Origin of the sequence: Streptomyces sp. KL2 (assembly GCF_046529545.1) — a bacterium.
Lineage (GTDB): Bacteria > Actinomycetota > Actinomycetes > Streptomycetales > Streptomycetaceae > Streptomyces > Streptomyces radiopugnans.
Genome location: NZ_CP127170.1, coordinates 1,711,862 through 1,725,404, shown reverse-complemented (window position 1 = coordinate 1,725,404; position 13,543 = coordinate 1,711,862). Strand labels below are relative to the sequence as shown.

Below are 13,543 nucleotides of genomic sequence, written 5' to 3'. Positions count from 1 at the left end.
CGTGAACGCCCTGGGCCACCCGCGGCGGCCCTGTCCCGTTCCCCCGGGACAGGGCCGCCGCGGCTCGTCGCCGGTCAGGCGGGAACGAGCCAGATCGTCGCCAGCGGCGGCAGTGTCGGGGCGATGCCGGCCGGACGGCCGTGCGCCGGGGCCGCGTCCGCCTTCAGCGTCCCGGGATTGCCCACGCCGCTCCCGCCGTACCGCGCGGCGTCGGTGTTGAGCACCTCCCGCCAGGCGGCGATCCCCTCGGGGACGCCGATCGGGTAGTCGTGCCGGACGACGGGGGAGAAGTTGGAGACGGCGATCAGCGGCGAGCCGTCGGCGGCGTACCGCAGGAACGCGAAGACGTTGTCGTCGGCCGCGCCCCCCTCGATCCAGGAGAAGCCGGCCGGATCGGTGTCCAGCTCCCACAGAGCGGGCGTGGCGGTGTAGACGCGGTTGAGGTCGCGGACCAGGTCCCGCACCCCCTGGTGGTCGCCGGCGGCCGAGTACGCCGGGTCCAGCAGCCACCAGTCCGGCCCGTGCGCCTCCGACCACTCCGATCCCTGGGCGAACTCCTGGCCCATGAAAAGCAGTTGCTTGCCCGGGTGGGACCACATGAAGGCCAGGTACGCCCGGTGGTCGGCCCGCTGCTGCCACCAGTCGCCCGGCATCTTCGACACCAGCGACCGCTTGCCGTGCACCACCTCGTCGTGGGAGATGGGCAGGATGTAGTTCTCCGAGTAGGCGTACACCATCGAGAACGTCATCTCGTTGTGGTGGTACTTGCGGTGGACCGGCTCCTTGACCATGTACTCCAGGGAGTCGTGCATCCACCCCATGTTCCACTTGAAGCCGAAGCCCAGCCCGCCGAAGCCGCCCGGCCCGGTGTGGTGGGTGGCACGGGTGACGCCGTCCCAGGCGGTGGACTCCTCGGCGGCGGTGATCACGCCGGGGCAGCGGCGGTAGACGGTGGCGTTCATCTCCTGCAGGAAGGCCACCGCGTCCAGGTTCTCCCGTCCGCCGTACACGTTGGGGGTCCACTGGCCGGGCTCGCGCGAGTAGTCCAGGTAGAGCATCGATGCGACGGCGTCCACGCGCAGGCCGTCGATGTGGAACTCCTCGCACCAGTAGACGGCGTTGGCGACCAGGAAGTTGCGGACCTCGGTGCGGCCGAAGTTGAACTCCAGCGTCCCCCAGTCCGGGTGCTCGGCGCGGGCCGGGTCGGAGTGCTCGTACAGGGCGGTGCCGTCGAAGCGGGCCAGCGCCCACTCGTCCTTGGGGAAGTGCGCGGGCACCCAGTCCATCAGCACCCCGATGCCCTCCTGGTGGAGGCGGTCCACCAGGTACCGGAAGTCGTCGGGGGTGCCCATGCGCGCGGTGGGCGCGTAGAAGCCGGTGACCTGGTAGCCCCAGGAGCCGCCGAAGGGGTGCTCGGCGACGGGCATCAGCTCCACATGGGTGAAGCCCAGGTCCTTCACGTACGCCGGAAGCTGCTCGGCCAGCTCGCGGTAGGTCAGCCCGGGGCGCCAGGAGGGCAGGTGCACCTCGTAGACGGACAGGGGCGCTTGGTGGGGAGCGCGTTCGGCGCGGCGCGCCAGCCACTCCTCGTCGTGCCAGGTGTACGCCGACTCCTCCACGATCGAGGCGGTCGCCGGCGGGGTCTCGGTGCGGCGGGCCATCGGATCGGCGCGCAGGGTGTGCGAGCCGTCCGCGCGGGTGATGTCGAACTTGTACAGCGCGCCCGCGCCGACCCCCGGCAGGAACAGCTCCCACACGCCGCTGCCGCCCAGCGAGCGCATGGGGGAGGCCGTCCCGTCCCAGTAGTTGAAGTCCCCGGCGACCCGCACGCCCAGGGCGTTGGGGGCCCAGACGGTGAAGCGGGTGCCGGCCACCCCGTCGACGGTCATGGGGCGCGCGCCCAGCGCCCGCCACAGCTCCTCGTGGCGGCCCTCGCCGATCAGGTGCAGGTCCAGCTCGCCGATCGAGGGCAGGAAGCGGTACGGGTCCTCGGTCTCGACCTCGTCCTCGCCGGGCTCCTCCCCGTAGCGCACCAGCAGCCGGTAGGAGGGCATCGAGGGGTCGGCGGCCAGCGGGAGCACGCCGGAGAACAGCCCGTCCCCGTCGTCGTGCAGCTCGGCCCGCACGCCCCCGGCCAGGACGGCGACGGAGCGGGCGTACGGCCGCAGCGCCCGGAACAGCACCCCGCCGGGCACCCGGTGCGCGCCGAGCACCGTGTGCGGGTCGTGGTGGGAGCCGTGCAGCAGGCGCTGCCGCTCGCCGGGGTCGAGCGCGGCGGCGCGCCCGACGTCCTGCCCGGCCGGGGCGTCGTCGCTCCGGCGCGGTGCGGGCGGGCGGGCGCCGGGCCAGTTGGGGGCGTGGTCCTTCAGAGGCTCGTCCCGGCGCAGCGCCACGGGCTCGGACGCCGCCGGCTTCCCGGCCGCGACCTTCCTCGCCGGGGCCTTCTTGCCGGCGGTTTTCCCGGCGGTTTTCGCGGTGGCCTTCGCGGCCGTCTTCCCGGCGGGCTCGGCGGCGGCCTTCTTCGCGGTCCTCTTCGCCGCGGCCTTCTTCGTGACCGCCTTCTTCGTCACGGCCTTCCCGGCGGACCCGGCGGCGGCCTTCTTGACGGCCGTCTTCTTCGCGGCGGTCTTCCCGGCGGACCCGCCCGCGGTCTTCCTGGCGGCGGCCTTCTTCGCCGCGGCCTTCTGCACGGCGGCCTCTCCCCCGGAGGGGGCCGGGTCTCCGGCCGGGTCCTTCGGGCCGGCGGCTCCGGGGGAAGCGGCCGGGACGGCGTCCTCGTCCCGGCCGCCGGTGCGGACGGGCCGCGGGGAGGTTTCGGAGAACGGTCGGCTGTCGGGACGGGGGGTCACGGAAGGGGCCTCCTGTGCACGGAATCGTTCAGGTGTCCGCGAGCCGCCGGACGGCGGACATCGGGATGGCGAGCCAGGCGGGGCGGTGCCTGGCCTCGTAGAGCACTTCGTAGACGGCCTTGTCCGTCTCGTACGCGCGCAGCAGGACGTCCTCGTCGCGCGGGTCGGAGCCGGAGGCGTCGGCGTAGCCGGAGCAGTAGGCGTCACGGTTCTTCTCGGACCACTCGCGGGCCCACCCGGCTTCTTCGGGGGAGGAGCGGGCGTGCTGGCACGCCGCGTAGTCGAAGGAGCGCAGTATGCCCGCGATGTCCCGCACCACCGGCTGGGGACGGCGGCGTTCGGCGATGGGGCGGGCGGGCTCGCCCTCGAAGTCGATGATCGACCAGCGGCCGCCGTCCCCCGCGCACAGCGCCTGGCCCAGGTGGAGGTCGCCGTGGATGCGCTGGGCGGACCAGGACCGTCCGCCGCGGCCGAGCCCGGCGACGGCGTCGAAGACGGTGTGCAGCTTCCCCCGGTACGGGCGCAGGGCGGGCACGGCGGCGGCCGCGGCCTCCAGGCGCTCGTTCATGCCGGAGGCGATGAACTCCAGCTGGCGGCGCCCCAGCGCCGTCACCGGCAGGGCCTGCGCCAGTGTGGTGTGCACCTCGGCGATCGCCTGGCCCAGCGTACGCGCGGAGGGGGAGAAGTCGCCGTGCGACGCCAGCGAATCCAGCGCGAGCTGCCAGCCGTCGCTGGTGCCGGGGAGGAAGGGCTGGAGCACGCCCAGCGTCATCGGCTCGCCCGCCTCGCCGCCCTCGCCGGGGCGCTCGCCGGGGCGCGCCTCGAACCAGGCGGCCGGCGCGGGCACCCGGTCCGACCTGGCCCGGGCCAGAGCGAGGGGCAGCTCCAGGTCGGGGTTGACGCCGGGGCTGACGCGGCGGAACAGCTTGAGGATGTGGCTGTCGCCGTAGACCACCGAGGAGTTCGACTGCTCCACGCTCAGCGGCCTGGGCGGCAGCCCCTGCGGGATCGTGGTGCCGCGCTCCCGCTGGAAGAGCAGCGGGCCGAGCCGGCCGGGGGAGCGCAGCCGCTCCAGAAGTACGGCGGCCAGCCGCGGGTCGTGCAGGGCCTCGTACACCGTGCGGCCGGCCAGCGGCCCGTCGGCGGGGTGGCCGATCAGGGACCCGGCCAGCGGCGGCGGCAGGGCGTCGCGCACGCCGAGCAGCAACTGGTAGCAGTCGGCGGGAACCGGATGGGTCTGCTCCGGCCCTCCGGGCTGGCGGGCCCGGACGAGCAGGTGCAGCAGGCCCGGCGCGGCCCCGCTCGTGCACGGCAGCAGCTCGGTGGCGGCGACGAGGGCGAACCCGCTGACGGGCCGCCCCTTCCCGGCGAACCAGCGTTGCCGCGGAAGCCATTCGGTGAGCAGTGGCGTGAGCGAACGCAGCAGCGCCGCGCCCTCCGGCTCGCGCGTGGCGACGACGGCGGCGCGCGGCGAGGAGCTGTCCGACATGGCGTCCTTTCCCCGGGCACACGAAAGGTACGGCAGAGTGTCCCGGATTGCGGCTGTGGCTGTCCGGCGGTGCGGGACGTGTCGGGGAGTACCCACCAAGCGGGCTAGCGAACTCCTGTGAGCGGTGCGATCGGCGGTGGGAGGAATACTGCCCGCGGCGGCCCGGGCCCAATCCGTGTCCTGGCTTGTTCCCGGGCCGCCGCCGTCCATGCCTGCCCTACTCCCGCCTCACGCCTGCTCGCGCAGCCGGAACCAGTAGAAGCCGTGCCCGGCGAGGGTCAGCAGGTACGGCAGCTCCCCGATGGGAGGGAACCGCACCCCGCCGATCAGCTCCACCGGATGGCGTCCGCTGAAGGCGTTCAGATCCAGCTCGGTCGGCTGCGGGAACCGCGAGAAGTTGTTCACGCACAGCACCAGGTCGTCCCCGTACTCGCGCAGGAAGGCGAGCACCGCCGGGTTGGACGAGGGCAGTTCGGTGTACGTGCCGAGCCCGAATGCCGGGTTCTGCTTGCGGATCTCGATCATCCGGCGGGTCCAGTGCAGCAGCGACGAGGGGCTGCTCATGGCGGCCTCGACGTTGGTGACCTGGTAGCCGTGGACCGGGTCCATGATCGTGGGCAGGAACAGCCGGCCCGGATCGCAGGAGGAGAAGCCCGCGTTGCGATCGGGCGTCCACTGCATCGGGGTGCGCACCGCGTCCCGGTCACCCAGCCAGATGTTGTCGCCCATGCCGATCTCGTCGCCGTAGTACAGGATCGGCGAGCCCGGCAGGGACAGCAGCAGGGCGGTGAACAGCTCGATCTGGTTGCGGTCGTTGTCCAGCAGCGGGGCCAGCCGCCGCCGGATGCCGATGTTGGCGCGCATCCGCGGATCCTTGGCGTACTCCGCGTACATGTAGTCGCGCTCCTCGTCGGTGACCATCTCCAGGGTCAGCTCGTCGTGGTTGCGCAGGAAGATGCCCCACTGGCAGCCCGAGGGGATGGCCGGGGTCTTGGCCAGGACCTCGGAGACCGGATAGCGCGACTCGCGCCGCACCGCCATGAAGATGCGCGGCATGACGGGGAAGTGGAACGCCATGTGGCACTCGTCGCCGCCCTTGGAGTAGTCGCCGAAGTAGTCGACGACGTCCTCCGGCCACTGGTTGGCCTCGGCCAGCAGCACGGTGTCGGGGTAGTGGGCGTCGATCTCGGCGCGGACCTTCTTGAGGAACTCGTGGGTCTGCGGGAGGTTCTCGCAGTTGGTGCCCTCCTGCGCGTACAGGTAGGGGACCGCGTCCAGCCGGAACCCGTCGATGCCCAGGTCCAGCCAGAACTTCAGTGCCGAGATCATCTCCTCCTGGACCTGCGGGTTCTCGTAGTTGAGATCCGGCTGGTGGGAGAAGAAGCGGTGCCAGTAGTACTGCTTGCGCACCGGGTCGAACGTCCAGTTGGACGCCTCGGTGTCGACGAAGATGATGCGGGCGTCCGGGTACTGCTTGTCGTCGTCGGCCCACATGTAGTAGTCGCCGTAGGGCCCGTCGGGGTTGCGCCGGGACTCCTGGAACCACGGGTGCTGGTCGCTGGTGTGGTTCATGACCATGTCGATGATGATCCGCATGCCGCGCTGGTGCGCGGCGTCCACGAACTCCACGAAGTCGGCCAGGTCGCCGAACTCGGGGAGCACGGAGGTGTAGTCGGCGACGTCGTAGCCGCCGTCCCGCAGCGGGGACTTGAAGAACGGGGGCAGCCAGAGGCAGTCCACGCCCAGCCACTGCAGGTAGTCGAGCCGGGCGGTGAGGCCCTTCAGATCGCCGATGCCGTCGCCGTTGCTGTCCTGGAAGGACCGGACCAGCACTTCATAGAAGACGGCCCTCTTGAACCAATCGGGATCGCGGTCCTTGGCGGGCGTGTCCTCGAACGTGTCGATGACGGGTTCATTGACGGTCATGGTTGGGTGACCCTCCGGTCTGTGGGGACGGTCGCAGGGAGAGGATGTGCGCGGGCGCCGCGGCACGGCCCGGCTCCAGGCGCACATAGTTGTCCCTGCCCCAGTGATAGGTCTCGCCGGTGAGCTCGTCGCGCACCGGAAAAAGGTCGGCGCCACTCGCCTGAGCGGGCGTGAGGCCGAGTTCCGCCAGGTCCAACGAGACCGTGGCCTCGTGGGTGTGGTGGGGATCGAGGTTGACCACCGTGAGAACCGTGTCGGCGTACGGGTGTGCGCAGTGCTTCGAGTAGACGATGATCGACGGGTTGTCGCTGTGGTGGAAGCGCAGGTTGCGCAGCTCCTGCAGTGCCGGATGGCGGCGGCGCAGCCGGTTCAGTTCGGTGAGGAGCGGGGCGATGGTGGTGCCCGCACGCTCCGCGGCCGCCCAGTCGCGCGGGCGGAGCTGGTACTTCTCCGAGTCAAGGTACTCCTCGCTGCCCGGCCTGACCGGTGTCGACTCGCACAGCTCGTAGCCCGAGTAGACCCCCCAGGTGGGAGAGAGGGTCGCGGCGAGCACCGCACGGACCTCGAAGGCGTGGCGGCCGCCGCTCTGGAGGTACTCGTTGAGGATGTCGGGAGTGTTGACGAAGAAGTTGGGCCTCATGTACGAGGCGGCGTCCCCGGAGAGTTCGGTGAGGTACTCGGTCAGCTCGTCCTTGCCGTTGCGCCAGGTGAAGTAGGTGTAGGACTGCTGGAAGCCGATCTTGGCGAGGGTGTGCATCATCGCCGGGCGGGTGAAGGCCTCGGCCAGGAAGACGACGTCGGGATCGGTCCCGTTGACCTCGCCGATCACCCTCTCCCAGAAGACGACCGGCTTGGTGTGGGGATTGTCCACCCGGAAGATCCGCACCCCGTGGGACATCCACATCCGCAGGATCCGCACCGTCTCGGCGACGAGCCCGTCCATGTCCGCGTCGAACGCGATGGGGTAGATGTCCTGGTACTTCTTCGGCGGGTTCTCGGCGTAGGCGATCGTCCCGTCGGGGCGGTGGTGGAACCACTCCGGGTGCTCCTTGACCCAGGGGTGGTCCGGGGAGCACTGCAGCGCGAAGTCCAGGGCCACCTCCATGCGCAGTTCGCGGGCGCGCGCCACGAAGCGGTCGAAGTCCTCGAAGGTGCCCAGGTCCGGGTGGATCGCGTCGTGCCCGCCGGCGGCCGAGCCGATGGCCCAGGGGCTGCCCACGTCGTGGGGGCCGGCGGTCAGGGAGTTGTTGGGCCCCTTGCGGAACGATTCGCCGATGGGGTGGACGGGCGGCAGGTAGACCACGTCGAAGCCCATGTCGGCGATAGCGGGCAGCCGCTCGGCGGCCGTGCGCAGGGTCCCGGAGACGGGCGGCTCGCCCTCCCGCACCACCGCGCCCTCCGAGCGGGGGAAGAACTCGTACCAGGAGCCGAACAGCGCCCTCTTCCGCTCCACCAGCAGCGGCAGGGGACGGGTGGCGGTGACCGGCTCGCGCAGCGGGTGGCGGTCCAGCGCGGACACCACCTCGGGCGCCAGCGCCGCGGCCAGCCGCGCGGCGACCGGGCGGGAGGCGTCGCGCAGACCCTCCGCCGCCTCCAGGACGGCCGCGCGGCCGTCGTCCTCGGGCACTCCCGCGGCGGCCCGCTCGTGCAGCAGCGCACCCTCGGTGAGGGTCAGCTCGGCGTCGATCCCCGCCGGGACCTTGATCCTCGCGTTGTGCCGCCAGGTGCCGACCGGGTCCCCCCACGCCTCCACGGTGTAGGACCAGCGGCCCTCCGAGCCGGGGGTGACGTCGGCGCCCCAGCGGTCGGTGCCCGGCGCCAGTTCCCGCATCGGGGTCCACGGGCCCGGGTTCCCGCTCGGGTCGCGCAGGACGACGTTCGCGCCGACCGCGTCGTGGCCTTCGCGGAAGACCGTGGCCGAGACCCGGAAGGTCTCGCCTGCCACGGCCTTCGCCGGGCGGCGCCCGCAGTCGACGAGCGGATGGACGTCCAGTACGGGGATGCGACCGATCATTGGATCACCTGGTGGCGTTACGGATGGTTTTGTTCTTTCTATCTGTTCCACAGACCGTTGACGGGCCGGGGGCATGGCCGCTCCTGTCCGCTTTCACTCGGCTGGCGTGACGGTTGTTCCGGGAGAACCCGGGAAGGGCGGTAGGAGGAGAGACTGCCCGCCCGGGTGGGACGGGCATCCGCCTCAACGTGAACTACTCGTAAGCAAACGTGCCCAATCTGACCGTTCCCGCCATGGGCCGGGAAACTCCTTCCGTCTTCGCGCCGGTGGCGGCACCCGGTGCCAGGCGGCGGGCCGGGGGAGGCGGTGCGCGGGCGCACGACGAGTGCGCGCATATGCTCCTATGGAGCCGTTGGGGACGTGATTCCCGGTTACAGGGCGAAAAGGGGGGAGATCCGGCTACCGTCGAGGTGTGAAGGCCATTCGTCGATTCTCTGTACGTCCCGTCCTTCCGGAACCCCTACGACCGCTCAGCGACCTGGCGCACAACCTGCGCTGGTCCTGGCACCCCGAGACCAGAGAGCTCTTCCGCGGCGCCGACCCCGACGGCTGGGGGGCGTCCGGCGGCGATCCGGTGCGGACGCTGGGCACCCTGTCCGCCCGGAGGCTGGAGGAGCTGGCCCACGACCGCGACTTCCTGGAGCGGCTGTCCGCCGCCGCGGGAGATCTGCGGGAGTACCTGACCGAGCCGCGCTGGTACCAGCGCGCGGAGGGCGAACTGCCCGCCGCCGTCGCCTACTTCTCTCCCGAGTTCGGCATCACCGCCGCCCTGCCCCAGTACTCCGGCGGGCTCGGCATCCTCGCCGGGGACCACCTCAAGGCCGCCAGCGACCTCGGCGTCCCGCTGATCGGGGTGGGCCTGCTGTACCGCCACGGCTACTTCCGCCAGAGCCTGTCGCGCGACGGCTGGCAGCAGGAGCACTACCCCGTCCTGGACCCCAACGAGCTGCCGCTGGAACTGCTGCGCGAGCCGGACGGCGCACCGGTCCGCGTGGATCTGCGGCTGCCCGGCGGGCGCACCCTGCGCGCCCACGTCTGGCAGGCCCGCGTCGGCCGCGTCCCCCTGCTGCTGCTCGACTCCGACGTGGAGGAGAACGCCCCGCGTGAACGCGATGTCACCGACCGGCTCTACGGCGGCGGCAGCGAGCACCGGCTGCTCCAGGAGATGCTGCTGGGCATCGGCGGGGTGCGGGCGGTGCGCGCGTACTGCCGCGTCACCGGCCACCCCGCGCCCGAGGTGTTCCACACCAACGAGGGGCACGCCGGTTTCCTCGGCCTGGAGCGCATCCGGGAGATGAGCGGGAAGGGCGTCCCCTTCGACACCGCACTGGAGGCCGTGCGCGCCGGGACGGTGTTCACCACCCACACCCCCGTCCCCGCCGGCATCGACCGCTTCGACCGCGCTCTGGTCGCCCGCCACCTCGGCGACGACGGCGAGTTGCCCGGCGTGGACGTGGAGCAGGTGCTGCGGCTGGGCACCGAGACCTATCCCGGCGGCGACCCGGGGCTGTTCAACATGGCCGTGATGGGCCTTCGGCTCGCCCAGCGCGCCAACGGCGTCTCCACGCTGCACGGCTCGGTCAGCCGGGAGATGTTCGCCGGGCTGTGGCCGGGCTTCGACGCCGCCGAGGTGCCCATCACCTCCATCACCAACGGCGTGCACGCCCCCACCTGGACCGCCGACGAGATGCGGGCGCTGCCCGCCGACGCCGGCGGCGCCGGGCTGTGGCAGGTCCGCCGCACCCTGCGCGAGCGGCTCGTGCACGAGGTGCGGCGGCGCCTGCGCGCCTCCTGGCGGCAGCGCGGGGCCTCGGACGCCGAACTCGGCTGGATCGACGGCGTCCTGGACCCGGACGTGCTCACCGTCGGCTTCGCCCGCCGCGTCCCGTCCTACAAGCGGCTGACGCTGATGCTGCGCGACCGCGAGCGGCTCACCGAGCTGCTGCTGCATCCCACCCGGCCCGTCCAGCTCGTCGTCGCGGGCAAGGCGCACCCGGCCGACGACGGCGGCAAGCGGCTGATCCAGGAGCTGGTGAGGTTCGCCGACGACCCCCGGGTACGCCACCGGATCGTCTTCCTGCCCGACTACGGCATGGCCATGGCGCAGAAGCTCTACACCGGCTGCGACGTCTGGCTGAACAACCCGCTGCGCCCGCTGGAGGCGTGCGGGACCTCCGGGATGAAGGCGGCGCTCAACGGCTGCCTCAACCTCTCGGTGCGGGACGGCTGGTGGGAGGAGTGGTACGAGCCGGACTTCGGCTGGGCCGTCCCGACCGCCGACGGCGGCGGCCTGGGCGCCGCGCACGAGAGCGCGCAGGACCGCGAGCGGCGCGACGACATAGAGGCCGCGGCGCTCTACGAACTGCTCCGCGAGCATGTGGCGCCGTGCTTCTACGATCGCGGGCCGGCCGGCGACGGGCTGCCCGAGCGGTGGATCGAGATGGTCCGCCAGACCCGGGAGCGGCTCGGGCCGAAGGTGCTCGCCGACCGCATGGTGCGCGAGTACACCGAGCGGCTGTACACCCCCGCCGCCCACGCCCACCGGGCGCTGGAGGCCGACGCCGGCGCCGCCGGACGGCTGGCGGAGTGGAAGGCCCGGGTGCGCGCGGGCTGGCCGCGCGTGGCGGTCGACCATGTGGAGTCTGTCTGCGAGTCCGTCGAGCTGGGCGGTTCGCTGTCGCTGCGGGTGCGGGTGGCCCTGGGCGGCCTGGAGCCGGGCGACGTGGAGGTGCAGGCGGTCGCGGGCCGGGTGGACGAGTCGGACTCCATCGCGGGCGACGACGCCGTACGCGTACCGCTCAAGCCCTCCGGCGGGCCGGAGGAGGACGGGAGCTGGCTGTACGAGGGGCCGCTGGCGCTGGACCGCACCGGGCCGTTCGGCTACACCGTCCGCGTCCTGCCCTCACACCCGCTGCTGGCGAGCCCGGCCGAGATGGGCCTGGTGACCCTGCCGCCGGACGGCCTCGGCGCCCGGGAGGCCGCCGGGGTGCTGCTGCGCTGAGCCGGCCGGGACACGGGGAAGGGGAGCCGCGCCGATGGCGCGGCTCCCCTTCCGTCTGCGTACCCACCGCGTTCACCGGCCCGGAGGGCGGGCCGGGACGTGGGGCGGACCGTGGACCGGGATGCGGATCAGAACGTCAGCTTCCAGCTGTCGATGTAGCCGGAGTCGGTGCGGTAGACGTCCTGGACGCGCAGCTTCCAGGTGCCGGAGGCCGCCTCGGAGGAGGCGTTGACGGTGTAGGAGGCCCGGACGTCGTCGCCCGAGTCCCAGGAGCTGTTCTTCAGCCGGTAGGTGCTCCCGTCCGGGGCCACCAGGTCGATGACGAGGTCACCGCGGTAGGTGTGGACGATGTCCACGTCCACCTTCAGGGTGCTGGGCGCGTTGCCGGACCTGTTCACCGTGATCGGCGACTCCACGGTGCCCGGGTCCGGGATGGCGTGGTCGTCGGTGTTCTCGAAGACGTTGTCGCCGGGCGGCTGCTCGCTGCCGCCGTCGTCGGGCCGGGAGCCGACGTTGACCGCGGCCCAGGCGTGGGCCACCGCCTTGTGCTGGACGCTGTCCGTGCCGAACAGGTCGGCCGCGGCGGAGAGGGTGGCGGTGCGGGCGCCGGCGTAGTTGGTCGTCGACGTCATCTTCTCGGTGAGCGCCTTGAACCAGATCTTCTCGGCGGCCGCGATCCCGATGCCGGTCACCGGCTTGCCGTCGGAGGTCGGCGAGTCGTAGGCGACGCCGTTGATGGTCTTGGCGCCGCTGCCCTCGCTGAGCAGGTAGAAGAAGTGGTTGGCCGGACCCGAGGAGTAGTGGACGTCCACGCTGCCGATGCCGGAGTACCAGTAGTCCTTGGAGTTGCCGTCCCGGCTGGGTTTGTCCATGTAGCGCAGCGGGGTGCCGTTGCCGCGGATGTCGATCTTCTCGCCGACGAGGTAGTCGCCGGGGTCCGAGCTGTTGTTCGCCCTGAACTCCACGGCGGCGGCGAAGATGTCGGAGGTCGCCTCGTTCAGGCCGCCGGACTCGCCGCTGTAGCGCAGGCCCGCGGTGTTGGAGGTCAGGCCGTGGGTCATCTCGTGGGCGGCGACGTCGATGGAGGTGAGCGGCTTGGCGTTGTTCGCGCCGTCGCCGTAGGTCATGCAGAAGCAGGAGTCCGTCCAGAACGCGTTGACGTAGGCGTTGCCGTAGTGCACGCGGCTGTAGGGGGCCCTGCCGTCGTTGCGGATGCCGTTGCGGCCGTGGACGTTCTTGTAGTAGTCCCAGGTCAGGGCCGCGCCGTAGTGGGCGTCCACACCGGCGGTCTGACGGTTGGACGGCGAGCCGTTGCCCCAGAGGTCGTCGGCGTCGGAGAACAGCGTGCCGGTGCCGGAGGAGCCGCCGTTCAGGTCGTAGGTCCGGTGGTTGCCGCGGCCCGCGTCGGTCATGGTGTACGCGCCGCTGGATCCGCTGGTGCCCAGGGTGACCCGGCCGCTGTACATGCTCTCGCCGGTGCCGGTGTGCACGCCCTCCCACTCGGCCAGCTTCTCGCCGGTGGCCGCGTCGGTGACGATGTGCAGCTCGCTGGGGGTGCCGTCCTCCTGGGTGCCGCCGACCACGCGCTCCCAGGCGAGCACGGGCTCGCCGTCGGCGGCCCAGACCACCTTGCGGGGGGCACTGCTGCCCTCGGCCGCGGCCTTCGCGGGCTTCTTCGAGGCCGGGGCGGTGGTGGTGGGGACGGCGATCCTCGCCGTGGTGGCCTTGGCGACCTCGGTTATCGCACCGCCGGGCGACTCCTCGACGACCAGGTCGCCGCCGAGCACGGGCAGTCCGTCGTAGGTGCGCTCGTAGCGGGTGTGGACGGTGCCGTCGGCGTTCTTGACGACATCGCGGACGACGAGCCTCTCCTTGGCGCCCAGGCCGAGGGCCCTGGCGGTGGCGGAGCTGCCGGCCTCCGCGTCGCGGAGCAGCTCGGCCCGCTGGGAGGGCGAGAGCTTGACCGAGAGGGCGCCGGGGTCGGGCTTGGCCTGGGGCGCGGCGGTGGAGACCTGTGCCTGGAGGCCGACGGCCAGGAGCGCCGAGGCGGCGACGAGGACGCCGGCGGCGGTGGCGCGTCTGCGGGGGGTGGATCTGCCTGTCACGCTGAACTCCTCGCTGGAGAGCGGTGTGGGGACGGAGATGGTGCGCCTGCGGGTGTGGGGCCCGTGGGGGGAGGCGGCCGTGCACAGCGTGGAGAGAGTGACACCGAAACGGTGGTGATGACAGGGTCAGGTCAAGAAAATGGCCGGAACCTGTCCGCT

The 13,543-nt window shown here is 72.0% G+C and carries 6 protein-coding genes; 1 reads left to right on the top strand and 5 read right to left on the bottom strand.

From position 1 onward, the window contains the following. Positions 1-74: 74 nt before the first annotated feature. The 4 genes from glgB to QPK52_RS07640 all read right to left on the bottom strand — a co-directional run bounded on the left by glgB (position 75) and on the right by QPK52_RS07640 (position 8,278). Positions 75-2,849 (bottom strand): 1,4-alpha-glucan branching enzyme, encoded by a 2,775-nt coding sequence (gene glgB, locus QPK52_RS07655; protein ID WP_410536374.1) that lies wholly within the window; start codon positions 2,847-2,849, stop codon positions 75-77. 28 nt (positions 2,850-2,877) lie between these two features. Then, the gene (locus tag QPK52_RS07650; RefSeq protein ID WP_410536372.1) at positions 2,878-4,338 is read right to left on the bottom strand and encodes a maltokinase N-terminal cap-like domain-containing protein; all 1,461 of its coding nucleotides are present in this window, start codon (positions 4,336-4,338) and stop codon (positions 2,878-2,880) included. A gap of 228 nt (positions 4,339-4,566) precedes the next feature. Then, entirely contained in the window at positions 4,567-6,264 is a 1,698-nt protein-coding gene (gene treS / locus QPK52_RS07645; RefSeq protein WP_410536371.1) for a maltose alpha-D-glucosyltransferase, read from the bottom strand. Continuing rightward, the gene (locus QPK52_RS07640) at positions 6,251-8,278 is read right to left on the bottom strand and encodes an alpha-1,4-glucan--maltose-1-phosphate maltosyltransferase (protein ID WP_410536369.1); all 2,028 of its coding nucleotides are present in this window, start codon (positions 8,276-8,278) and stop codon (positions 6,251-6,253) included. The genes treS and QPK52_RS07640 overlap by 14 nt, the downstream gene beginning before the upstream one ends. A 412-nt stretch (positions 8,279-8,690) precedes the next feature. Between QPK52_RS07640 and glgP the strand changes: the two genes are divergently transcribed. Then, positions 8,691-11,279 carry an alpha-glucan family phosphorylase gene (gene glgP, locus QPK52_RS07635; RefSeq protein WP_410536368.1) on the top strand — a complete coding sequence of 863 codons (2,589 nt, stop codon included), beginning with the start codon at positions 8,691-8,693 and terminating at the stop codon, positions 11,277-11,279. 128 nt (positions 11,280-11,407) lie between these two features. On the opposite strand, the gene QPK52_RS07630 is transcribed toward glgP, so the two are convergent. Next, a complete protein-coding gene (locus tag QPK52_RS07630) occupies positions 11,408-13,384 on the bottom strand; it encodes a M4 family metallopeptidase (RefSeq protein ID WP_410536366.1) in 1,977 nt (658 codons plus the stop codon). Positions 13,385-13,543: the final 159 nt, after the last annotated feature.